We start from the raw sequence: 22153 nt of genomic DNA, 5'->3' as shown, positions 1-22153 counted from the left end.
GGGGAAACGGCCGATTGGAGAGAGCGGGACTCCCGGATCGCAGAGCTCTGCTCACCGGCGGGCTGCTGGCCGGCGGAGTGGGGGCTCGCCACGGCGGCGCTCGGCGGACGCTCATCACTGAACGCCGCCCCGTCATCGCCCAGCACCTCGCCGGACAAGCGGCCGACAACACCTGCCGCCGCGTTCGCGCGCCTGATGGACGGCAACGAGCGCTGGGTGAGCGGAGGCCTCCGGCATCCCGACCGTGATCCGAACCGGTGCGAGTTCGTGGCCCAGCAGCAGAAGCCCTCGGTTCGGTGCTCGCCTGCATCGACTCCCGGGTGCCGCCGGAACTCCTCTTCGACACCGGGCTGGGCGACCTCTACGTCATGCGCACCGGCGGGGAGGCGATCGACCCGGTGGTCACCGGCTCGGTGGAATACGGGCCGATAACGAGCGGCACCCCGCTCATCGTGGTCCTGGGGCACCAGCGCTGCGGTGCCGTCGAAGCGGCCTACCAGTCCTTCCGGGACGACGAACCGCTGCCCGGAAACCTGGAGGCGATCGCGAAGGCCCTGCGCCCGGCGTACGAGGAGAGGTCCGGAAGGGCGGCGGCAACGACCCGGTCGACGCCATGGCCCGCGACCAGGTCGAGCTGGTCTCGGCCGACCTCCGCGACAACCGGGACCTGGCACCACTCGTCCGCAAGGGCGCCCTGGCCGTGGTCGGCGCCTACTACTCGCTCGACACCGGCAGGGTGGAGTTCCTGGGCGGCGCACCGTCGTAGTCAGCAGATGTCACGGGCGCACTATCGGTCCACGCCTGGCTGCGAATCGCCGACCATACGGCTCCCACCTGCGAAAACGCAGGCCTGAGGACTCAATTCAGAGCACGTCCCGCCTGGCCGGAAGCACCGGCGAGACGAAGATGACCGTGGTGTACACATGGACCACTCGGTACACTGGAGTCATGACGCAGCCACTCCCTATAGAGTCCATCCGCGATGTACGCGCTCACCTGGCCGAAGTCGTGGAGCGGGCCGACCGTGATGATGTGCCCACAGTCATTACCCGCCGCGGCAAAGAGGTCGCGGCCGTGGTGTCCATCGAGGTACTCCGCAGGTACCAGGAATGGGAAGAGCGCGAGATCAACCGGATCATCGACGAGCGCATGGCGAACCGGTCGGCCGGCATCCCCATCGAGGACGTCATGAGGGAGACGCTGGCGCGCAGTGAGTGAGTACCGCACCACCTTTCGACCGGAAGCCCAGGCCGAGCTGCGGAAGATTCCTCGGGCCATGGCGCTCCGCATCCTGGCCAAGCTGACGGAGTTGGAGAGCGACCCGCTCGGCTTCAACACCACCGCACTTGTGTCTCAACCCGACCGTCGCCGCTTGCGAGTCGGCGACTACCGCGTCGTCTATACGATCGACAACGGGGAACTAGTGGTGTGGGTCGTGCACGTCGGCCATCGCTCCACGATTTACGACACCTGAACGACGCCCTGCACCGGCGTTGCGTCCCGGGGGCCCGACGCCGTCCCGGCCAGGGACAGCGGAAGGGGCCAGCCCCCGAAGGAACCGGCCCCGCACCGGCATGTTCCAGATCAGTGACCTGGCGTGGACGCCACGCGCTCAGACGTTGAAGCGGAACTCCACCACGTCCCCGTCCTGCATCACGTAGTCCTTGCCCTCCATGCGCGCCTTGCCCTTGGCGCGGGCCTCCGGGATGGAGCCGCAGTCGAGGAGGTCCTCGTAGGAGACGATCTCGGCCTTGATGAAGCCCTTCTGGAAGTCGGTGTGGATCACACCGGCCGCCTCCGGGGCGGTGGCGCCCTTCTTGATCGTCCAGGCGCGGGCTTCCTTGGGGCCGGCCGTGAGGTAGGTCTGCAGGCCGAGGGTCTCGAAGCCGACGCGGCCCAGCGTGGCGAGGCCCGGCTCGTCCTGGCCCATCGACTGGAGGAGCTCCAGCGACTCCTCGTCGTCGAGCTCGATCAGCTCGGACTCGATCTTCGCGTTGAGGAAGATCGCCTCGGCGGGCGCGACCAGCTTGCGCTGCTCGTCCTTGAACGCCTCGTCGACCAGCTCGTCCTCGTCGACGTTGAAGACGTAGAGGAAGGGCTTGGTGGTGAGCAGGTGCAGCTCGTGGAGGAGCGCACCCTGCTCGGTGCCCTTGGTGATGCCCGCGGAGAAGAGGGTCCGGCCCTCCTCCAGGATCTTCTTCGCCTCCTCGACCGCCGCGAGGACCGCGACCTTGTCCTTCTGGAGGCGGGACTCCTTCGTCAGGCGCGGGATCGCCTTCTCTACGGACTGGAGGTCGGCGAGGATCAGCTCGGTGTTGATCGTCTCGATGTCGTCCTTGGGCGAGACCTTGCCGTCCACGTGGACGACGTTCTCGTCGTGGAACGCCCGGATGACCTGGCAGATCGCGTCCGACTCGCGGATGTTCGCCAGGAACTTGTTGCCCAGGCCCTCGCCCTCGGACGCGCCGCGCACGATGCCCGCGATGTCGACGAAGTCGACGGTCGCCGGGAGCTTGCGCTGCGAGCTGAAGATCTCGGCCAGCTTGTCGAGGCGCGGGTCCGGGACCCCGACGACGCCGACGTTCGGCTCGATGGTGGCGAACGGGTAGTTGGCCGCCAGCACGTCGTTCTTGGTCAGGGCGTTGAAAAGGGTCGACTTGCCGACATTCGGCAGGCCGACGATTCCGATCGTGAGCGACACGTGGCGACTTCCCGTAGCGAGAACGATGGTGGAGGACGGGCCCCGGGCCGGGGCCGGTCATCCAGTCTACGGGGCCGGTTTCCCTGCCCGAGGACCGCCGACGTCGCGAGGCCCGACGCCCGGATGGCGCGATCCCCCGATCCCCCGATCCCCTAGTGGCCCGGCGGCCCGGCGGCCCGGTAACGCCCGCGATCTTCCGCCGGCCGTCGGCTGCCGCTGCGGGCGGCGTCTGCCGTGGGCCACCGCTCCCAGGTTCCGCGCCCACGCCCTGCCCCGCTCCGTGCCCACGCCCTGCCCCGCTCCGCGTCCGGCCCGCCCACCGCACGGCCCACCAACCGCACGACCCGCCCGCGGCACGAACCACCCACCGCACGGACCGTCGGCCACACCGGCTGCAGGCCACGCCCGCCTGTCGACCGCATCGACCACCGACCACCGACCATCGACCGCACGGACTATCGGCCGCACGGACTATCGGCCGCACGGACTATCGGCCGCTCGGACTATCGGCCGAACATACCGCCAAGGTGGCTCAAACCGCGTGTCCCACCCCGGGTTCCGCGCCCCCCGCGACCTACGTTGGTCGGGTGGAGCAACCCAGGATGCGCACGCCCCGGCCGCGTAGAGGCGCCCAGCAGGAGTCGGCCACCGTTCACCGCGCCGGGCAGCGGCCCCCCGGCGCCCCGGGGCCCGCCGGGCTGCGGCGGTTCGGGAAGCGGCTTCCCGGTCCCCGGCTCACCGGCCTCGGCTGTGGGCTGGCCTCGCTCGTCGTCATGATCGTCGGCGGGGCGCTGGACGGGCTGCTGCTGGACGCCGCCGCGCTGCCCTACGGACTGCTGTTCCTGCTGACCAGCGCGCTCTGTGCCCTCTGGGTACGGCCGTCCGACCTGGTCGCGGCGCCGATCAGCGCGCCGATCGCGTTCGCGGCCGGACTCGTGCCGGTCAGCGGCGGCTCGGGCGGGTTCGGCAGTCAGGTGATGGCGGTGTTCACCCAGCTCGCGCTTCAGGCGGGCTGGCTCTACGGCGGGACGCTGACCGCGGTGCTCGTCGTGGTGGTGCGCAAGGTCCTGCTGCTCGGCAGCCGCGCCCGTCGCACGGGGCGCACGCCGCGTACGCCGGGGGGCGGCCAGCCGACGGCCGAGCGCCCGCAGCCCGAGAGCGCCTGACCAGCCCCATTCCGGAGACCGCCGCCCCGGACCCGCCCCCGACGACAGGGCTCATGACGGATGACAGGGCTCATGACAGACCTATGACGGACTCGAGTCCGAGGCCGCACCACCGTCCGTAGAACCGTCCGCCGCGGAGCTCGCCCCGGCGCCCGGGACCGGCCCCGCGTCCCCACCGGCGCCCGGGCCCGGGCCCGCGCCCGGCCGTGACCCCGCCGGCCCCACCGTCGGCCCCTCGCTCCCCCGCTGCTCGAAGGCCGCCATGGCGGCGCCGACGATGCCTGCGTTGTTCTGGAGCTGCGCGGGGACGATCTCGGCCCGGATGCCGTCGATCAGCGGGAGGAACTTGTCGGCCTTGCGGCTCACGCCGCCGCCGATGATGAACAGCCCGGGCGAGAACAGCATCTCCACGTGCGCCAGGTACTTCCGGACCCGCCGTGCCCAGTGCGACCAGCTGAGGTCCTCGTCCTCCTTGGCCTTGGTGGAAGCGCGCTTCTCCGCCTCGTGGCCGCTCAGCTCCAGGTGGCCGAGCTCGGTGCTGGGCACGAGCCGGCCGTCGGTGAAGACCGCACTGCCGATGCCGGTGCCGAAGGTCAGCAGGATCACCGTCCCCGAGTGTCCCCGGCCCGCCCCGAAGGCCATCTCGGCGGTACCGGCCGCGTCGGCGTCGTTCAGGACGGTCACCGGCAGGCCGAGCCGGTCGGCGAGCAGGCCCTCGGCGTCCCGGTCCACCCAGCCCGCGTCGACGTTGGCGGCGGTGCGGGTGATGCCGCCGGTCACCACGCCGGGGAACGTCACCCCGACCGGTCCGGACCACCCGAAGTGGTCCACGACCTCCTTGACGCCCTCGGCCACCGCCTCCGGCGTCGCCGGGTGCGGGGTGAGCACCTTGTGCCGCGCTTCGGCCAGGTCGCCCTGATAGAGGTCGACCGGGGCGCCCTTGATGCCCGATCCGCCGATGTCCACACCGAAAATGTGTCGCTGCATGAGAACAACGCTACGGGCAGCGACCGCGCGTCACTTCTCGGACGACGCAGATCGCTGCCCGTTAGCGGACATGCGCAGATTTCGCGGACATGCGCAGATATTTGACGGGCACCGGTGACCGGGGACGGGGCCGGCCGGTCCCGGACCGTCCGGCCGTCAGTCCTGGGAGGGCTCCGTGCCCGCCGAGGCCGCGGCCTCGGCGCGCAGGTCGCGCCGCAGCTCCTTCGGCAGCGAGAAGGTCAGGCTCTCCTCCATCGGCTGCACGACCTCGACGTCGCCGTAGCCGCGCTCCTTCAGCCACTCCAGCACGCCCTCGACCAGGACGTCCGGGACCGAGGCGCCGGAGGTGACACCGACCGTGCCGACGCCCTCCAGCCAGGCCTCGTCGATCTCCTCGGCGAAGTCCACCAGGTGACCGGCCTTGGCACCGGCGCCCAGCGCCACCTCGACCAGACGGACGGAGTTGGAGGAGTTCTTCGACCCGACGACGATCACCAGGTCGGACTCGGCCGCGACCTGCTTGATCGCCACCTGCCGGTTCTGCGTGGCGTAGCAGATGTCGTCGCTGGGCGGGCTGATCAGCTGCGGGAAGCGGTCCTGGAGGGCGCCCACGGTCTCCATCGTCTCGTCGACGGAGAGCGTCGTCTGGGAGAGCCAGACGACCTTGGACTCGTCGCGGACCTCGACGTTCTTCACGTCGTCCGGGCCGTCGACCAGCGTGATGTGCTCGGGCGCCTCACCGCTGGTGCCGATGACCTCCTCGTGGCCCTCGTGACCGATGAGGAGGATGTCGTAGTCGTCCTTGGCGAAGCGGACGGCTTCCTTGTGGACCTTGGTGACGAGCGGGCAGGTGGCGTCGATGGTGGCGAGCTTCCGCTGGGCGGCCTCGTCGTGCACCACCGGGGCGACGCCGTGCGCCGAGAAGATCACGATGGACCCCTCCGGCACCTCCTCCGTCTCCTCGACGAAGATCGCGCCCTTCTTCTCCAGGGTCTGCACCACGTACTTGTTGTGGACGATCTCCTTGCGCACATAAATGGGTGCGCCGTACTGCTCCAAGGCCTTCTCGACGGCGATCACGGCACGGTCCACGCCGGCGCAGTAGCCACGGGGGGCGGCGAGCAGGACCCGGCCGGTCTTGCGAGCAGCCTCTCCGCTGTGGGCGGTGGCGGGCGACGGGCTGGGCGTTGCAGTCATGCCCCCCATCGTAAGGCCGCGGGAGGTACGCGATGATCGCACCCGCCGCCGGGGCGGGCACCGGCCGGGGGCGGCGCGGGCCATGCCTGGTCAGGGCGTTCCGGAGCGGCGGCGCGGGGGTCCGAACGAGGGACCGGGCGGGTGTTCCGGGCGCGCGCTCGGTGTGTCTCCCGGACGCGCTCGCCGCCTGCCCCGCTCACCGTCGTTCCCGCGGCCCCGACCGTCGTTCCCGCGGCCCCGACCGTCGTTCCCGCGGCCCCGACCGTCGTTCCGCGGCCCCGGACGAGCCGGTCACCCGCCCGCACGCCCTCGTTCCCGCGGCCCCGGACGCACCCGCCCCGGCCGGCTCCCCGGGTGCCCCCGGGACGGCGGAAAGCGGATCGCGCGGATCCGGGGGTTCTGTCGGCGCGGGCGGCTAGCCTGCCGGTATGGCTCTCAACACCTCGGCGGACGCACCCATCCCGGTGGGGCAGGTGTCCCGGCTGATCGGCGGGTGGATCGACCGGCTCGGCTCCGTCTGGGTCGAGGGGCAGATCACCCAGCTGTCCCGGCGGCCCGGGGCCGGGGTGGTGTTCCTGACGCTGCGCGATCCGTCGCACGACATCTCGCTGTCGGTCACCTGCTACCGCGTCGTCTTCGACCGGGTCGCCGACGTCATCTCCGAGGGCGCGCGCGTCGTCGTGCACGCCAAGCCCGAGTGGTACGCCCCCCGCGGCCAGCTCTCGCTGCGCGCCGCGGAGATCAAGCCCGTCGGGGTGGGCGAGCTGCTGGCCCGGCTGGAGCAGCTGAAGAAGTCGCTGGCCGCGGAGGGGCTGTTCGCCCTGGACCGCAAGCGGCCCCTGCCGTTCCTGCCGCAGCTCGTCGGCCTGGTCTGCGGCCGGGCCTCGGCGGCGGAGCGGGACGTCCTGGAGAACGCCCGGCACCGCTGGCCCGCCGTCCGCTTCGAGGTGCGGAACGTGGCCGTCCAGGGCGTCCGGGCCGTGCCCCAGGTGATCGGGGCGGTCGAGGAGCTGGACGCGCACCCGGACGTGGACGTGATCGTGGTGGCCCGGGGCGGCGGCAGCGTCGAGGACCTGCTGCCGTTCTCGGACGAACAGCTGATCCGGACGGTGTCCGCGTGCCGGACGCCGGTCGTCTCGGCGATCGGGCACGAGCCGGACACGCCCCTGCTCGACCTGGTCGCCGACCTGCGCGCCTCCACGCCCACGGACGCCGCGAAGAAGGTGGTGCCGGACGTCGGCGAGGAGCTGGTCCGGATCCGGCAGCTGCGGGAGCGGGCGCTGCGCACCGTCACCGGGCTGCTGGACCGGGAGGAGCGGGGCCTCGCCGCGGCCCGGCACCGCCCGTGCATGGAGCGGCCGCAGCGGATGGTGGAGGAGCGGGAGGAACAGATCGACGCGCTGCTCGGCCGGAGCCGTCGCACGCTGGGGCACCTGCTGGACCGGGCCGACTCGGAGCTGTCCCACACCCGGGCGCGGGTGGTGGCGCTCTCCCCGGCCGCCACGCTGGAGCGGGGGTACGCGGTGCTCCAGCGCGCGGACGGCGCGGTCGTCCGGGCCGCGGACGAGGTGTCGGCCGACGAGAAGCTGCGGGCCAGGGTCGCGGAGGGCGAGTTCTCGGTGCGGGTCACCCCGTGAAGCCCTCTCGCCACGCGGGCACCCGCGTGCACGCCTCTCCCCGAGGCCCCAGAGGCCTCCCCGGGTGGCACGCCCCACGCACCGGACCTCCCTCCCGCCCCGGCGGCCGCACCGCGTCGGTCCCCGCCGCCACAGCGCCGCAACTCTCCTGTCGTCTCCCCCCTCTAGGCTGGAGCCCATGACCACTACGGACGAGCAGTCCAGCGGCTCGGCAGGCCCCGGCTCCGGCGGCGCCGGGGCGGCCGGCAGCGACCCGGCCGGCTCGACGCCGGCGTACGAGCAGGCGCGCGACGAGCTCATCGAGGTCGTACGCCGGCTGGAGGCGGGCGGATCCACGCTGGAGGAGTCCCTGGCCCTGTGGGAGCGGGGCGAGGAGCTGGCGCAGGTGTGCCGCCGGTGGCTGGACGGTGCGCGGGCCCGGCTGGACGCGGCTCTCGCCGAGTCGGAGGACGGCGCCCCCGGCGCCGGAACGGGCGACGAGGACCGACCCGCCCGATGACCTCACCCGTTCCGTTATCCCCGCGCGGCCCCCGGGCCACGTCCGTGGCGGCATCAGGCGGCTGCAGGGCCCCGTCCGTCGCGGCACCACGCGGTCCCCCGACGGCCCCGTGCCCGCATACCCCCGGACCGGGACGAACCAGTGCGCACGTGACGTGCACCACGCCGGGTCCGATTTAGTTGAAGGTTAACCTACCTTGATACGGTCGGCTCCGCTGCGGCCGAGCCCGCCCGCCATGCACACGCGACAGAGAAGGTGCTCTCCGACATGACTCTCGCCCTCGACCACACCGCACAGGACCTGCTGTTCCGTGAGGCCCGCACCGCCAACGCGTTCACCGACGAGCCGGTGACCGACGAGCAGGTGCAGGCGATCTACGACCTGGTGAAGTACGCGCCGACCGCCTTCAACCAGTCGCCGCTGCGCGTCGTCCTGGTCCGCTCGCCCGAGGCCCGCGAGCGCCTCGTGCAGCACATGTCCGAGGGCAACCGGCCGAAGACGGCCGCGGCCCCGCTGGTGGCGGTGCTGGCCACGGACCACGAGTTCCACGAGGAGCTGCCGCGGCTGTTCCCGCCCTTCCCGCAGGCCAAGGACGTCTTCTTCAGCGAGCGCCCCGCCCGTGAGCAGGCCGGCTCCTTCAACGCCGCGCTGCAGGCGGGCTACTTCATCATCGGCGTCCGGGCGGCCGGTCTCGCCGCGGGCCCGATGACCGGGTACGACGCCGCCGCGGTCAACAAGGAGTTCTTCCCCGACGGCGACCACTCCGTGCTGGCCGTGGTGAACATAGGCCGTCCCGCCGAGGACGCCTTCCGCCCGCGCCTCCCGCGCCTGGCGTACGACGAGGTCGTCACCACCGTCTGAGCCCGCCGGCGGCAGCCGGGAGCGGCCTCCGCCCCGGCTGCCGTCACCGGTTCCCGGCCCGGCGGCGGATCCGGCCGATCCTCGACTCGGGTCCTGACGCGGGTCCCGGTTCGCGGCAGCCTGGCCCATGACGTCCCGGCCTCCGGTCCACCAGAGAGCCGGGCGGAGGGACGTCCGGTTACGAGGAGGGCTTCGCCTCGGCCGGCTTCGCGGTGGAGGACTTCGTGGCGGAGGGCGTCGCCGCGGACGGCTTCGCGGAGGCCGTCTCGAGCGCGGCGGCCATCTCCCCCAGGCGCTCGAACGAAGCGGTGCCGGTGACCACGGTCGTCACCCCGTGCCCCTTCCGCACGAGGGCGTCGTACTTCGGCCCCTCGTAGCGCTCCCACGTCGTGTCGCCGACCTTCTGGGTGCGGTCGGTCTTCGTGGCCCGCCGGCTGACGGAGTCGATGAACTTCGCCGCCCGGCCGTTGCTCTGCTCCACCGCGACGTACTGGTTCGTCGGGTCCATGAAGCCCAGGTGCCAGACCGCGCCGTCGTCCCCGGCGCCGTTGTAGGTCACCGAGGTCGCACGCCAGGTCTTCGGCAGCCCCTGGGGCGCGGCGACCGGGTACGGCGCGGCGCGGCGGGCCGTGTCGAGCTCCACCCGGTAGCCGATCGGCTTCACCGGGTCCTGGGATTCGTCGTGCGGCACGAAGATGTAGATGGACGCGACGACGACACCGATGACCGCCATCGACAGCACCATGTCCCGCACCGTCTGGGTTCCGCGCATACCTGCCACGCCCCCATCGTCCCCCATCGCCGGGCGGATCTTTCCGGCACCCCCCGCCGGCACGGGGCGACCCGGCCGCGGCGCCGTCGCGGCCCGGCGGGTCCGACAGGTCCGGCGGGTCCGACAGGTCCGGCGGGTCCGATGGGTCCGGCATGCGGCCCGACTCCCGTGGCCCGCCGGACCGTCGGACGTTCCGCGCCGGTTCGGCGGGACCCCCGGCGGTGCTCATGCGTGGGGCCCTCTGCTCACATTCGCGATGAACGGATAAAGTCACAGGCACCCTCTTATCCGGCCGTCGTCGTACAAGGAAGGTGCGCACCGATGACCGAGCACCATATGCCGTCCCCGCTCGAAGTGAGCCCGGAGGCCCCCGACCGCAACCTCGCCCTGGAGCTCGTCCGGGTCACGGAGGCCGCCGCGATGGCGGCGGGCCGGTGGGTCGGCCGCGGCGACAAGAACGGCGCCGACGGCGCCGCCGTGAAGGCCATGCGGACCCTGGTCTCGACCGTCTCGATGAACGGCGTCGTCGTCATCGGAGAGGGCGAGAAGGACGAGGCCCCGATGCTCTTCAACGGGGAGCGGATCGGCGACGGCACCGGTGCGGAGTGCGACGTCGCCGTGGACCCCATCGACGGGACCACGCTCGCCGCCAAGGGCATGACCAACGCGCTCTCCGTGCTGGCGGTGGCCGACCGCGGCACGATGTTCGACCCGTCCGCGGTCTTCTACATGGAGAAGCTGGCCACCGGCCCGGAGGCCGCCGGGGTCGTGGACATCGGCGCGCCCGTCGCCGAGAACATCCGCCGGGTCGCCAAGGCCAAGCACTCCGCCCCGGAGGACGTGACCGTCGTCATCCTCGACCGCCCCCGCCACGAGGGCATCGTCAAGGAGATCCGCGAGGCCGGGGCCCGGATCAAGTTCATCTCGGACGGCGACGTCGCCGGCGCCATCATGGCCGCCACCGAGGGCACCGGTGTCGATCTGCTGCTGGGCATCGGCGGCACCCCCGAGGGCATCATCACCGCCTGCGCGATGAAGTGTCTCGGCGGCACCATCCAGGGCCGGCTGTGGCCCAAGGACGAGGAGGAGCGCCGGCGCGCCGTCGACGCGGGCCACGACCTCGGCAAGGTGCTCACCAACGACGACCTGGTCTGGGGCGAGAACGTCTTCTTCGTCGCGACCGGCATCACGGACGGCGAGCTGCTGCGGGGAGTGCGCTACCGCTCGGACAACGCGCTCACCCAGTCGCTGGTGATGCGCTCGCGGTCGGGCACGATCCGCCAGATCGACTCGCGGCACCGGCTGTCGAAGCTGCGCGCCTACAGCGCCGTGGACTTCGACCGGCCGCGCTGACCCCGCCGCACCGACACCGCCGCGCCACCCCCGCCGCACCGATACACGGCCGCGCCGATTCCGGCGCACCGGTTCCACCCGCGGCGGGCGGCCCGCCGGGCGCACGGTCCACAGACGCCAGGGGCGCCCCCGTCACTGGGGGCGCCCCTGGCGTCTGTGGTTCAGCCTGCGGCGGCGATCTGCGAGACGGCCGAGCGGGCCGCCTTCTGCAGCTCCACGTCGCGGCGCCGGCGGCGGGCCAGCACCACCCGGCGCTCGGCCGCGGTGAGCCCGCCCCACACGCCGTACGGCTCCGGCTGGAGGAGTGCGTGCTCGCGGCACTCGACCATGACGGGGCACCGGGCGCAGACCCGCTTCGCGGCCTCCTCCCGGGACAGCCGCGACGCTGTCGGTTCCTTCGAGGGGGCGAAGAACAATCCCGCTTCGTCGCGACGGCACACCGCCTCCGAGTGCCAGGGGCCTGCCTGCTCCCGGGCCGGAGTGCGCTGCGGCGGGGCGGCGGGGGCCTGCAGGGGCTGATGCGGCGGTTGCAGCACGGTCTACTCCTGACGACGGCTTCGCTGAAGAGTCACCCTTGCCCGTCTCCCAGGCGCACGACCGATGGCACCCCCATGCCGTACGAGAGACGATGCAGCAGTCCCTACCCGCTGTGCGCACGCCTATTCACACCGTGGCAGTTTGCTAGTCACCGAGTTCTTTACGGGGGCGTTCCCGGAGGTTCTTGAGGCGTTTGCCCCGTTTCGCTCTGGCGTCCACTCCGCCGAAGGCCGCGAAGCCGGTGACGACGACCACGGGCGCCTCGGGGTCGGCGGCCTCGTTGGTCCGGACGTCGAACCCGCCGAAGATGCCGGTGCCCGCACCGCGCAGCGAGACGTTCTCCGGCACCCGGACCTCCACCCCGCCGAAGAGCGCGACGGCCCGGATGACGATCTCCTGCTGCTCGAAGACCGCCTCGGTGAGGTCGATCTCGACTCCGCCGAAGCAGGCGAAGGCACGGGTCAGGCGCCCCACCCGCCAGCGCCCCCGGCGCGAGGCACCGCCGAAGACCGCGACCAGGTTCTCGGCGGCGCCGTCGGTCGGGGAGTGCGGCGGCGCCGGGTGCCGCGCGGCCGCGGGGGCCGCGGGCAGATCCCGTACCAGCGGCTCCAGTTCGGCCACCCGCCGGGCCCGGTAGACGCCGTCGATCCGCTCGGAGTGCTCCTCCGGGGTCAGCCGGCCCTCCGCCAGGGCCTCGCGGAGGATGTCGGCGGTCCGGTCGCGGTCCGCGTCCGACGCGCGCAGGCCGCCCTCCGCGACCGGGGCACCGGATCCGGCGGCCGGCCGGTCCGCCTCGGCGGCGGGCTTGCTCAGCGGTACCGGCGGCTGCCCGGGAGCCGGTTCGGGGCGCGCACCGGCGAGTTCGGTCCGCTGCGGGTCCGGGGGCCCGGGAGTGACACCCGGGCGAGAAGAGGCTGCATCCACCCCGTCAGCGTAGCGAAACGCGATAGATCGCGACCAGTGTCCGGTCCGCCATACTGCGGGCGGACCGGTCCCGTGGTGACGGATTCCGCGGGGGGCGGATCCCCGGGGTGACTGAGCCTTACCTCACCACCCCGGCAGCCCCGCCGCGTTCTACGCTTGTCCGGCTGGCCCGGCTCCGGCCGGGAGGTGTCCAGGAAGATGTCAGCGCAGCCGTCTGCCGAGTGAGGAAACGACCCCGATGCCCGAGTTCGCCTATACCGATCTGCTCCCGCTGGGCGAGGACACCACCCCGTACCGGCTGGTGACCTCCGAGGGCGTCAGCACCTTCGAGGCCGACGGACGCACGTTCCTCAAGGTCGAGCCGGCGGCCCTGCGCACCCTGGCGGCCGAGGCGATGAAGGACATCTCGCACTACCTGCGGCCCGCCCACCTCGCCCAGCTGCGCCGCATCCTGGACGACCCCGAGGCCTCCGCGAACGACAAGTTCGTGGCGCTGGACCTGCTGAAGAACGCGAACATCGCGGCGGCGGGCGTGCTCCCGATGTGCCAGGACACCGGCACCGCGATCGTCATGGGCAAGCGCGGGCAGAACGTGCTGACCTCCGGCGGCGACGAGGAGGCCCTCTCCCGCGGCATCTACGACGCGTACACCGAGCTGAACCTGCGCTACTCGCAGATGGCCCCGCTGACCATGTGGGACGAGAAGAACACCGGCTCGAACCTCCCGGCGCAGGTCGAGCTGTACGCGACCGACGGCGGCGCGTACAAGTTCCTCTTCATGGCCAAGGGCGGCGGCTCGGCCAACAAGTCCTTCCTCTTCCAGGAGACGAAGGCGGTGCTCAACGAGGCGTCGATGATGTCCTTCCTGGAGCAGAAGATCCGCTCGCTGGGCACCTCCGCCTGCCCGCCGTACCACCTGGCGATCGTGGTCGGCGGCACCTCCGCCGAGTACGCGCTGAAGACCGCGAAGTACGCCTCCGCGCACTACCTCGACGAGCTGCCGGCCGAGGGGTCGCCGACCGGGCACGGCTTCCGTGACCGGGAGCTGGAGGAGAAGGTCTTCGAGCTGACGCAGAAGATCGGCATCGGCGCGCAGTTCGGCGGCAAGTACTTCTGCCACGACGTCCGCGTCGTGCGGCTGCCGCGGCACGGCGCGTCCTGCCCGGTGGCGATCGCCGTGTCCTGCTCGGCCGACCGGCAGGCCGTCGCGAAGATCACCGCCGAGGGCGTCTTCCTGGAGCAGTTGGAGAAGGACCCGGCGACGTACCTGCCGGAGACCACCGACGAGGAGCTGACCGAGGGCGCGGGCGCGGACCTCGACGCGATCGCCGTCGACCTGAACCGGCCGATGGACGAGGTCCTCGCCGAGCTGACCCGGCACCCGGTCAAGACCCGGCTGTCGCTGACCGGCACCCTCGTCGTCGCCCGCGACATCGCGCACGCGAAGATCAAGGAGCGGCTGGACGCGGGTGAGGAGATGCCCGAGTACCTGCGGAACCACCCGGTCTACTACGCGGGCCCGGCCAAGACCCCCGAGGGCTACGCCTCCGGCTCCTTCGGCCCGACGACCGCGGGCCGGATGGACGCCTACGTCGAGCAGTTCCAGGCGGCCGGCGGCTCGAAGGTGATGCTCGCCAAGGGCAACCGCTCCCAGCAGGTCACCGACGCCTGCAAGGCGCACGGCGGCTTCTACCTCGGCTCGATCGGCGGCCCGGCGGCCCGCCTAGCCCAGGACTGCATCAAGAAGGTGGAGGTCCTGGAGTACGAGGAGCTGGGCATGGAGGCGGTCTGGCGGATCGAGGTCGAGGACTTCCCGGCCTTCATCGTCGTCGACGACAAGGGCAACGACTTCTTCCAGGACCCCTCGCCCGCCCAGCCGTTCGTGACCAGCATCCCGGTGCGCCAGGCGTAGCGGGAGGCCGCTCCGCGCGGAAGCTCCGGCACCCACGGCGGGTGACCGGGGCTTCTTCGCGTGCGGCTGCGGGAAGGACGGACGGCCCGGTGTCACCGGGCTGTGGGATGGTGGTCGCGTGACGCTCGAGGACCTGGTCCGGCTGCGGCGGGCCCGTGACCGGATGGACCGCGACTACGCGATGCCGCTCGACGTTCCGGCGCTGGCGCGCGAGGCTCTCATGTCGCCTGGCCACTTCTCCCGCAGCTTCCGCGCCGCCTACGGGGAGACGCCGTACGGCTATCTGATGACGCGCCGGATCGAGCGGGCCAAGGCGCTGCTGCGGCGGGGCGACCTGACGGTGACGGAGGTCTGTTTCGCGGTCGGCTGCACCTCGCTGGGGTCGTTCAGTTCGCGCTTCACCGAGCTGGTCGGCGAGAGCCCGAGCGCGTACCGGGCGCGGAGCCATGAGGACGGCGCCGCCATCCCGGCCTGCATCGCGAAGATCCACACGCGACCGGTCAGGAATGGAGAAGCGAAACCGGCCCCCCGCCCGTAGCGTGAAACGCATGGACATCACGCTCTCGCAGTGCTTCATCGCCGTCGACGACCACGACAAGGCGCTCGCCTTCTACCGGGACGTGCTCGGTCTGGAGGTGCGCAACGACGTCGGCTTCGAGGGGATGCGCTGGGTGACCGTCGGCGCTCCGTCGCAGCCCGGTGTCAGCATCGTCCTCGAACCGCCGCTCGCGGACCCAGGCGCCTCGCCCGCCGACCGGCAGGCCATGGCGGAGCTGCTGGCCAAGGGGCTGCTGCGGGGTGTCATCTTCACCACCGACGACGTCGACGCCACCTTCGAGCGCATCCGCGCGGCGGGCGGCGAGGTGCTGCAGGAGCCGGTCGACCAGCCCTACGGCGTCCGCGACTGCGCCTTCCGCGACCCCTCGGGCAACATGCTGCGCTTCAACCAGGTACGCGGGCAGTGACCTCCGGCCCCGCGCTCCGGGCGCTGCCCCGCCGCCGCACCGCAGCGCCCGGTCACCCCTGCGGGGCCGTCCGTCGTCGGTAGCGGCGATCGCGGGCCCCGGACGGCCCCGCCCGAGAGATGGAGACAGCATGAGCAGGGCCCCGAGGGCGAAGGCGCAGCCGGCTGCGGCGCACGCCGCCGACCGCCACGAACTCATCCGTGTGCACGGCGCGCGCGAGAACAACCTCCAGGATGTCAGCATCGAGATCCCGAAGCGCCGGCTGACGGTGTTCACCGGCGTCTCCGGCTCGGGCAAGAGCTCGCTGGTGTTCGACACCATCGCCGCGGAGTCGCAGCGGCTGATCAACGAGACGTACAGCGCCTTCGTGCAGGGCTTCATGCCCACGGCGGCCCGGCCCGAGGTCGACGTGCTCGACGGCCTGACGACCGCGATCATCGTCGACCAGCAGCGGATGGGCTCCGATCCCCGCTCCACGGTCGGCACCGCCACCGACGCCAACGCGATGCTGCGCATCCTCTTCAGCCGGCTCGGGAAGCCGCACATCGGCCCGCCCGGCGCGTACGCCTTCAACGTCCCCTCGGTCAGGGCGAGCGGCGCGATCACCGTCGAGCGCGGCGCCCGGAAGGCGGTGAGGGCGACGTTCAGCCGCACCGGCGGCATGTGTCCGCGCTGCGAGGGCCGCGGCGCGGTCTCCGACATCGACCTCACCCAGCTCTACGACGACTCCAAGTCGCTCGCCGAGGGTGCGTTCACCATCCCCGGCTGGAAGTCGGACAGCTTCTGGACCGTGCGGCTCTACGCGGAGTCGGGCTTCCTCGACCCGGACAAGCCGATCCGCAGGTACACCAAGCGGGAGATGCAGGACTTCCTGTACCGGGAGCCGACCAAGGTGAAGGTCGAGGGCGTGAACCTCACCTACGAGGGGCTGATTCCGAAGATCCAGAAGTCGTTCCTGTCCAAGGACAAGGAGGCGATGCAGCCGCACATCCGGGCGTTCGTGGAGCGGGCGGTCACCTTCGCCACCTGCCCCGAGTGCGACGGCACCCGGCTCACCGAGGGTGCCCGGTCCTCGAAGATCAAGAGGATCAGCATCGCCGACGCCTGCGCGATGGAGATCAGGGACCTGGCCGAGTGGGTCCGCGGCCTGCGCGAGCCCGCGTCGGGCTCCGCGAGCACGGCGTACGCCTCGGTGGCGCCGCTGCTCACCGCGCTGCAGCAGAGCCTCGACTCGTTCGTGGAGATCGGCCTCGGCTATCTCGCGCTCGACCGGGCGTCGGGCACGCTGTCCGGCGGCGAGGCGCAGCGCGTCAAGATGATCCGCCACCTCGGCTCCTCGCTCACCGACGTCACCTACGTCTTCGACGAGCCCACGTCGGGCCTGCACCCGCACGACGTCCAGCGGATGAACGACCTGCTGCTGCGGCTGCGGGACAAGGGCAACACGGTGCTCGTCGTGGAGCACGAGCCGGAGGTGATCGCGATCGCCGACCACGTCGTCGACCTCGGTCCCGGCGCCGGTTCGGCGGGCGGCACCGTCTGCTTCGAGGGCACCGTCGAGGGGCTGCGGAAGGGCGGCACCATCACCGGCCGCCACTTCGACGACCGGTCCTCCGTCAAGGAGACGGTCCGGAAGCCCACCGGCACGCTGGCGGTCCGCGGCGCGAGCACGAACAACCTGCGCGGCGTCGACGTGGACATCCCGCTCGGGGTGCTCACCGTCGTCACCGGCGTCGCCGGCTCCGGCAAGAGCTCGCTGGTGCACGGGGCGCTTCCCGGGCAGGCGGGCGCGGCCGGTTCGGAGGTGACGGCGATCGACCAGAGTCCGATCCGCGGCTCGCGGCGGAGCAACCCGGCGACGTACAGCGGGCTGCTCGACCCGGTCCGCAAGGCGTTCGCCAAGGCCAACGGCGTGAAGCCGGCGCTGTTCAGCGCCAACTCCGAGGGCGCCTGCCCCACCTGCAACGGCGTCGGCGTCATCTTCACCGACCTGGCGATGATGGCCGGCGTCTCCGCCCCCTGCGAGGACTGCGAGGGGAAGCGGTACCAGGCGCCGGTTCTGGAGTACCGGCTCGGCGGCCGGGACATCAGCGAGGTGCTGGAGATGTCGGTGGCCGAGGCCGAGGGGTTCTTCGGCTCCGGCACGGCGCACACCCCGGCCGCCCACCGTGTCCTCGACCGGCTCGCCGACGTCGGGCTCGGCTATCTCAAGCTCGGCCAGCCGCTCACCACGCTCTCCGGCGGCGAGCGGCAGCGGCTCAAGCTGGCCACCCTCCCCCAGCCCTCGGCCGGGGGGAGCTCCCGGGCCGGGAAGGGCGGTGTCTACGTCCTCGACGAGCCGACCGCCGGCCTGCACCTCGCCGATGTCGAGCAGCTCCTCGGGCTGCTCGACCGGCTCGTCGACTCCGGCCGGACGGTGATCGTCGTCGAGCACCACCAGGCGGTCATGGCACACGCCGACTGGATCGTCGACCTCGGCCCCGGCGCCGGCCACGACGGCGGCCGGATCGTCTTCGAGGGCACCCCCGCCGACCTCGTCGCGGCCCGCTCCACCCTCACCGGTGAGCACCTGGCGGCCTACGTCGGCGGCTGACCGTCCGCCGGGCCTCCGGTGGAGGGCGACGGGCGGCCCGCGCGGACGGTCCGTCAGGTCCTCGCGCGCCGCGGGGCGGGGTCCGCGCACACCGGGGCGTGGCACATACCGGGGCGGGCGGCACGCACCGGGCCGGGGCGAGGTGCTGCCGCCCGGGCCCGCCGGTCAGCCCGACCCGGAGAGCGCCGCGGCGAAGTCGCCCCGCGCCTGGGTGACGCCGCTGCAGCGCACGGCCGGCTTGTCGGTGGCGGCGGCGCAGGGCCGGTCCCGCTCCGCGGACCACATGGACAGCCGGCCGACGCCCTCGTCCGCGGCGAACCGGGCCAGCGCGGCGGCGTCGCGGACGGTGAAGACCTCACCGGGGACGTCGTTGACCCCGATCATCGGTGTCACCGCGAGAGCCTTCCAGGCCCCGGCGGGCGACAGCCGGAGCGCCTGCCGGAGCTGGCCGTGGGCGGCGGTGGCGGCCCGGACGGCGTAGGTGCCCATGTCGCCGGTGTGGGCCGCGCCGTAGTTCATCGCCATGACGTTGACGGTCGATACGGTCACCCCCCGCGCCCTGGCCTCCTTCAGCAGCGCGAGGCCCGGGGCGGTGAGCCCGGAGGGCATCGCGGGCAGGGTGAACGAGACCTCCAGGCTCGGCCGGGAGCGCTGGAGCAGGGCGGCCGCCCGGGCCCGGCGGGTGGACGCCGCGGTGTCGGCGAGGGTGGCGCCCTCGATGTCGAAGTCGATCCGGGTGAGCCGGTAACGGTCGATCACCGTGCCGTAGGCGGCGGCGAGTTCGGCCGCGTCCCGGCAGGCACGGGCCGGTTCGGTGCCCTCGGCGCCGCCGAAGGAGACCCGTACGTCCCCTCCGGCCTTGCGCAGGGCGGCGATCCGGCGCTCCAGCGCCCGGTCGTCGAGCGCGGTCCCGCCGCCCCACCGCGGGGCGCAGCCGCGTCCGGCGACGACGAAGGCCAGGGTGAACTCGTCGATGCCGCGCGGCACGGCGGCGGCCATGTCGTACGTCCGGGCGGCCCAGGCGCTGAGGTAGGGCGTGACGCGGACGTGCCGGGCGGCGGACGGGCCGGACGCGGGCCGGTCCTCCGCCGGGCCGGAGCCGCCCACCCAGACCGCGGCGGCGGCGCAGCCCATGGTCAGCGCCACCGCGCCGACGAATCCGCCGAAGCGGGAGCGGTGTCCGCTCATCCCGCACGCTCCTCGTTCCGGCCTGGGACCCGCTTCCGGGCCCGGAGCGCGTTCCCGTGATCGGGCTCGTTCCGGTGGTGGGGCCCGTTCCGTCCGGGCGAGGCGTTCCGCGGCGATTCCAGCATGCCGGACAAGCTTCCATACCTGACTCTGCGCCATGAACCGTGACACACCAGACTTTTGACAGATATCCTAAGATTGTCTGCATTAATCTCAGGTCATGGATCTTGAGGCTGCCGTGGTCGAGCGCGTGCCGTCGCGCGCACTCCTGTCATGTGGGGGCGAGGAGAGGCCCGTCTTCGTGGACTCCACCGGCCGCCGGGCGCGCACGCTCCGGCACGCCGGTCTGGTCGCGGACCTCGTCCTGCTCGGCTATCTGGGGACGGTGGTCCTGGGGCTGGCGGGCGGCACTCCGCTCGCCCCCGGGCGGCCCCCCGGCAAGGAGTCCGTACCGGCCGCGGCCGCCGCCCCGCTGGGCGAGCGCCTCCCGGGCCGGCCGACCACCCGCGCCGGCGGCGGACCGGTCCCGGTCATCGGCACCACCCTCTCGGCCCAGGGCCGCGTCCGACCGCAGCTGCCGTGAACCGCTGGAAGCCGCTGGTGCTGCCGCGGCCACGCCGTCCCGTCCGCACCCCCCGCGACGACGCCCCGGCCACCCCGCGCGGTCCGCGCCTGCCGGTCCGGACCATCGCCGCCGTCCGCCGTGCCGCGCCCCGCCCCCGGCTGGTGCTCTCCCTGGTGGCCCTGGTCTCGGTGGTCTGCGTCCTGCTGCTGGACGGCTTTCTGCGGGCGAAGCCCGACGACCACTGCCCGGCGCACACCCCGGGCTACGCGGGCAGCGTCCCCGAGGAGGTGCGCACCGGCGGCCCGGTGCTGACCTTCCGCGACGGCGAGGCCACGAGCCACACCCCGCCGTCCCGGACCGTCGCGCTCACCTTCGACGACGGCCCGGACCCCCGGTGGACGCCGAAGGTCCTGGACATCCTGCGGGAACACCGGGTGCCCGCCACCTTCTTCGTCGTCGGCCGGCAGGCGGTCCGGTACCCGGGGCTGATCCGGCGGATGCGGGCGGCGGGCAGTGAGATCGGGCTGCACACCTTCTCCCACCCCGACCTGGCGAACCAGGACGTGGCCGGCGTCGACCGGGAAGTGGCCCGGACCCAGCTGGCCCTGGCGGGCGCCGCGGGCATCTCCAGCTCCCTGTTCCGGGCCCCGTACACCGCGCACGTCTCGGGGCTCGACGACCGCGCCTGGCGGGTGCAGCAACACCTGGGCGCGCAGGGCTACATGAGCGCGTTCGTGGACCGGAACAGCCTGGACCGGCGCGGCCCCGGGGTGCCGCAGATCGTCCGCAACGCCACCCCGCCGGAGGGCCGGGGCGCCGTGGTCCTCTTCCACGACGCGGGCGGCAACCGGTCCCGGACCCTCGCGGCGCTGCCCCGGTACATCGAGCGGATGAAGGCGCGCCACTACACCTTCACCACCGTCACCCGGGCGGTCGGCGCCCCGGGCGCCAACCGCCCGGCGTCCGGACTGCGGCTGTGGCACGGGCGGGCGCTGGTCCTGGCCGCCGCGCTCGGCCGGCTCGCGCTGCCGGGCCTGGCCGCCCTGCTGGTGGTGGTCGGCGCGGCCATGGTCGGCAGGATCGTGCTGATGACGGTGTTCGCCCGGCGGCACCACCGCATCCGCAACGGGAAGCGGTTCTCCTGGGGGCCGCCGGTGGACGGGCCGGTGACCGTGGTCGTGCCCGCGTACAACGAGAAGGAGTGCATCGCCCACACGGTGAACTCGCTGGCCGCGAGCACCGTTCCGATCGAGATCCTGGTGGTGGACGACGGCTCCACGGACGGCACCGCCGACCTCGCGGAGGCGCTGGGCCTGCCGAACGTGCGGGTGCTGCGGCAGCCGAACGCGGGCAAGCCCGCCGCGCTCAACCGCGGCATCTCCGAGGCCCGGTCCGACATCGTGGTGATGATGGACGGCGACACCGTCTTCGAGCCGGAGACCGTGCGGGAGCTCGTCCGGCCCTTCGCCGATCCCTCGGTCGGCGCCGTCGCGGGCAACGCCAAGGTCGGCAACCGGCGGAAGGCCATCGGCGCCTGGCAGCACATCGAGTACGTGATGGGGTTCAACCTCGACCGGCGGATGTACGACCTGCTGGGCTGCATGCCGACGATCCCGGGGGCGATCGGCGCGTTCCGCCGCCGGGCGCTGCTGGACATCGGCGGGATGAGCGCGGACACCCTCGCCGAGGACACGGACGTCACCATCGCCCTGCACCGGGCCGGCTGGCGGATCGTCTACCAGGAGCACGCCCGCGCCTGGACCGAGGCGCCCGGCTCCGTCGGCCAGCTCTGGCGGCAGCGCTACCGCTGGAGCTACGGCACCATGCAGGCGCTGTGGAAGCACCGCTGGGCGGTGCTCGACCGCGGGCCCTCGGGGCGCTTCGGCCGGATCGGACTGCCGCTGGTGGCGCTCTTCCAGATCCTCACCCCGGCGTGCGCTCCGCTGATCGATCTCTTCACGCTGTACGGCGCGCTGTTCGGGGACCCGCTGACCGCCCTGGCGCTGTGGTGCACCCTGCTGCTGGTCCAACTGGCCAGCGCGGCGTACGCGTTCCGGCTGGACCGGGAGCCGCTGCGGTGCCTGGTGATGCTGCCGCTCCAGCAGATCGCGTACCGGCAGCTGATGTACCTGGTCCTGATCCACTCCTGTGTCACCGCCGCCACCGGCGCCCGGCTGCCCTGGCACAAGCTCCGGCGCACCGGGGAGGTGAGCACGCCCCTCGCGGCGGAGGCGGTGCGGTGACGCGTCGCGTTCCCGGGGCGGCTCACCGCCTGTGGGCGGGCGAACGGAACGGG

21 protein-coding genes and 1 pseudogene are annotated in these 22153 nt (G+C 72.7%); 15 read left to right on the top strand and 7 right to left on the bottom strand.

What is annotated here, in order from left to right; all coding sequences use genetic code 11:
* Positions 1-257 precede the first annotated feature (257 nt).
* From ACFYYR_RS27560 to ACFYYR_RS27545, 4 genes and pseudogenes are all read left to right on the top strand, one after another.
* A pseudogene (locus tag ACFYYR_RS27560) lies at positions 258-533 on the top strand (carbonic anhydrase); the annotation flags it as partial.
* A gap of 80 nt (positions 534-613) precedes the next feature.
* Complete coding sequence (locus tag ACFYYR_RS27555) at positions 614-766, top strand: hypothetical protein (protein ID WP_388859363.1); 153 nt, start codon at positions 614-616, stop codon at positions 764-766.
* A 182-nt stretch (positions 767-948) separates the two neighbouring features.
* On the top strand, positions 949-1218 hold the full coding sequence (locus ACFYYR_RS27550; RefSeq protein ID WP_388859074.1) for a type II toxin-antitoxin system Phd/YefM family antitoxin: 270 nt from the start codon (positions 949-951) through the stop codon (positions 1216-1218).
* Positions 1211-1474 carry a type II toxin-antitoxin system RelE/ParE family toxin gene (locus ACFYYR_RS27545; RefSeq protein WP_388859071.1) on the top strand — a complete coding sequence of 88 codons (264 nt, stop codon included), beginning with the start codon at positions 1211-1213 and terminating at the stop codon, positions 1472-1474. The genes ACFYYR_RS27550 and ACFYYR_RS27545 overlap by 8 nt, the downstream gene beginning before the upstream one ends.
* Before the next feature lie 138 nt (positions 1475-1612).
* Here ACFYYR_RS27545 and ychF read toward each other — a convergent pair whose 3' ends face one another.
* On the bottom strand, positions 1613-2701 hold the full coding sequence (ychF, locus tag ACFYYR_RS27540; RefSeq protein WP_388859068.1) for a redox-regulated ATPase YchF: 1089 nt from the start codon (positions 2699-2701) through the stop codon (positions 1613-1615).
* 587 nt (positions 2702-3288) lie between these two features.
* On the opposite strand from ychF, the gene ACFYYR_RS27535 reads away from it, so the two are divergent.
* Positions 3289-3867, top strand: coding sequence for a DUF6542 domain-containing protein (locus ACFYYR_RS27535; protein WP_388859065.1), 579 nt, complete (start codon positions 3289-3291; stop codon positions 3865-3867).
* A gap of 81 nt (positions 3868-3948) precedes the next feature.
* Here ACFYYR_RS27535 and ppgK read toward each other — a convergent pair whose 3' ends face one another.
* Positions 3949-4854, bottom strand: a complete 906-nt coding sequence (gene ppgK / locus ACFYYR_RS27530; protein ID WP_388859062.1) for a polyphosphate--glucose phosphotransferase — start codon at positions 4852-4854, stop codon at positions 3949-3951.
* Positions 4855-5010: 156 nt separating this feature from the next.
* Positions 5011-6060, bottom strand: a complete 1050-nt coding sequence (locus tag ACFYYR_RS27525) for a 4-hydroxy-3-methylbut-2-enyl diphosphate reductase (RefSeq protein ID WP_388859059.1) — start codon at positions 6058-6060, stop codon at positions 5011-5013.
* A gap of 419 nt (positions 6061-6479) precedes the next feature.
* On the opposite strand from ACFYYR_RS27525, the gene xseA reads away from it, so the two are divergent.
* The 3 genes from xseA (at position 6480) to ACFYYR_RS27510 (ending at position 9048) form a co-directional block, all read left to right on the top strand.
* Positions 6480-7688, top strand: coding sequence for an exodeoxyribonuclease VII large subunit (xseA, locus tag ACFYYR_RS27520; RefSeq protein WP_388859056.1), 1209 nt, complete (start codon positions 6480-6482; stop codon positions 7686-7688).
* Positions 7689-7866: 178 nt separating this feature from the next.
* A complete protein-coding gene (locus ACFYYR_RS27515; protein WP_388859053.1) occupies positions 7867-8187 on the top strand; it encodes an exodeoxyribonuclease VII small subunit in 321 nt (106 codons plus the stop codon).
* 267 nt (positions 8188-8454) lie between these two features.
* The gene (locus tag ACFYYR_RS27510) at positions 8455-9048 is read left to right on the top strand and encodes a malonic semialdehyde reductase (RefSeq protein WP_388859050.1); all 594 of its coding nucleotides are present in this window, start codon (positions 8455-8457) and stop codon (positions 9046-9048) included.
* Between the two features lie 178 nt (positions 9049-9226).
* On the opposite strand, the gene ACFYYR_RS27505 is transcribed toward ACFYYR_RS27510, so the two are convergent.
* The gene (locus ACFYYR_RS27505; RefSeq protein ID WP_388859346.1) at positions 9227-9820 is read right to left on the bottom strand and encodes a DUF4245 domain-containing protein; all 594 of its coding nucleotides are present in this window, start codon (positions 9818-9820) and stop codon (positions 9227-9229) included.
* Between the two features lie 321 nt (positions 9821-10141).
* Here ACFYYR_RS27505 and glpX point away from each other — a divergent pair, with 321 nt between their 5' ends.
* Positions 10142-11173, top strand: a complete 1032-nt coding sequence (glpX, locus tag ACFYYR_RS27500; protein ID WP_388859047.1) for a class II fructose-bisphosphatase — start codon at positions 10142-10144, stop codon at positions 11171-11173.
* A gap of 161 nt (positions 11174-11334) precedes the next feature.
* Here glpX and ACFYYR_RS27495 read toward each other — a convergent pair whose 3' ends face one another.
* Together ACFYYR_RS27495 and ACFYYR_RS27490 are read right to left on the bottom strand one after the other, a co-directional pair.
* Positions 11335-11709, bottom strand: coding sequence for a WhiB family transcriptional regulator (locus ACFYYR_RS27495; RefSeq protein WP_351504725.1), 375 nt, complete (start codon positions 11707-11709; stop codon positions 11335-11337).
* A gap of 145 nt (positions 11710-11854) precedes the next feature.
* Positions 11855-12523 carry a DUF1707 domain-containing protein gene (locus tag ACFYYR_RS27490; RefSeq protein ID WP_388859343.1) on the bottom strand — a complete coding sequence of 223 codons (669 nt, stop codon included), beginning with the start codon at positions 12521-12523 and terminating at the stop codon, positions 11855-11857.
* A gap of 349 nt (positions 12524-12872) precedes the next feature.
* On the opposite strand from ACFYYR_RS27490, the gene ACFYYR_RS27485 reads away from it, so the two are divergent.
* The 4 genes from ACFYYR_RS27485 (at position 12873) to ACFYYR_RS27470 (ending at position 18104) form a co-directional block, all read left to right on the top strand.
* Complete coding sequence (locus tag ACFYYR_RS27485) at positions 12873-14546, top strand: fumarate hydratase (RefSeq protein ID WP_388859044.1); 1674 nt, start codon at positions 12873-12875, stop codon at positions 14544-14546.
* A 118-nt stretch (positions 14547-14664) separates the two neighbouring features.
* On the top strand, positions 14665-15084 hold the full coding sequence (locus ACFYYR_RS27480; protein WP_388859041.1) for a helix-turn-helix transcriptional regulator: 420 nt from the start codon (positions 14665-14667) through the stop codon (positions 15082-15084).
* 10 nt (positions 15085-15094) lie between these two features.
* Positions 15095-15511 (top strand): VOC family protein, encoded by a 417-nt coding sequence (locus ACFYYR_RS27475; protein WP_388859038.1) that lies wholly within the window; start codon positions 15095-15097, stop codon positions 15509-15511.
* Between the two features lie 130 nt (positions 15512-15641).
* Complete coding sequence (locus ACFYYR_RS27470; protein ID WP_388859035.1) at positions 15642-18104, top strand: excinuclease ABC subunit UvrA; 2463 nt, start codon at positions 15642-15644, stop codon at positions 18102-18104.
* A gap of 165 nt (positions 18105-18269) precedes the next feature.
* On the opposite strand, the gene ACFYYR_RS27465 is transcribed toward ACFYYR_RS27470, so the two are convergent.
* Positions 18270-19292, bottom strand: coding sequence for a chitinase (locus ACFYYR_RS27465; RefSeq protein WP_388859032.1), 1023 nt, complete (start codon positions 19290-19292; stop codon positions 18270-18272).
* A gap of 220 nt (positions 19293-19512) precedes the next feature.
* Between ACFYYR_RS27465 and ACFYYR_RS27460 the strand changes: the two genes are divergently transcribed.
* Together ACFYYR_RS27460 and ACFYYR_RS27455 are read left to right on the top strand one after the other, a co-directional pair.
* Positions 19513-19875 (top strand): hypothetical protein, encoded by a 363-nt coding sequence (locus tag ACFYYR_RS27460; protein WP_388859029.1) that lies wholly within the window; start codon positions 19513-19515, stop codon positions 19873-19875.
* Positions 19876-19964: 89 nt separating this feature from the next.
* Positions 19965-22100, top strand: a complete 2136-nt coding sequence (locus ACFYYR_RS27455) for a bifunctional polysaccharide deacetylase/glycosyltransferase family 2 protein (protein WP_388859340.1) — start codon at positions 19965-19967, stop codon at positions 22098-22100.
* Positions 22101-22153 lie beyond the last annotated feature (53 nt).

The organism is Streptomyces sp. NPDC001922, from assembly GCF_042891165.1.
Lineage (GTDB): Bacteria > Actinomycetota > Actinomycetes > Streptomycetales > Streptomycetaceae > Streptomyces.
This window is presented reverse-complemented; position numbering and strand designations above follow the sequence as displayed.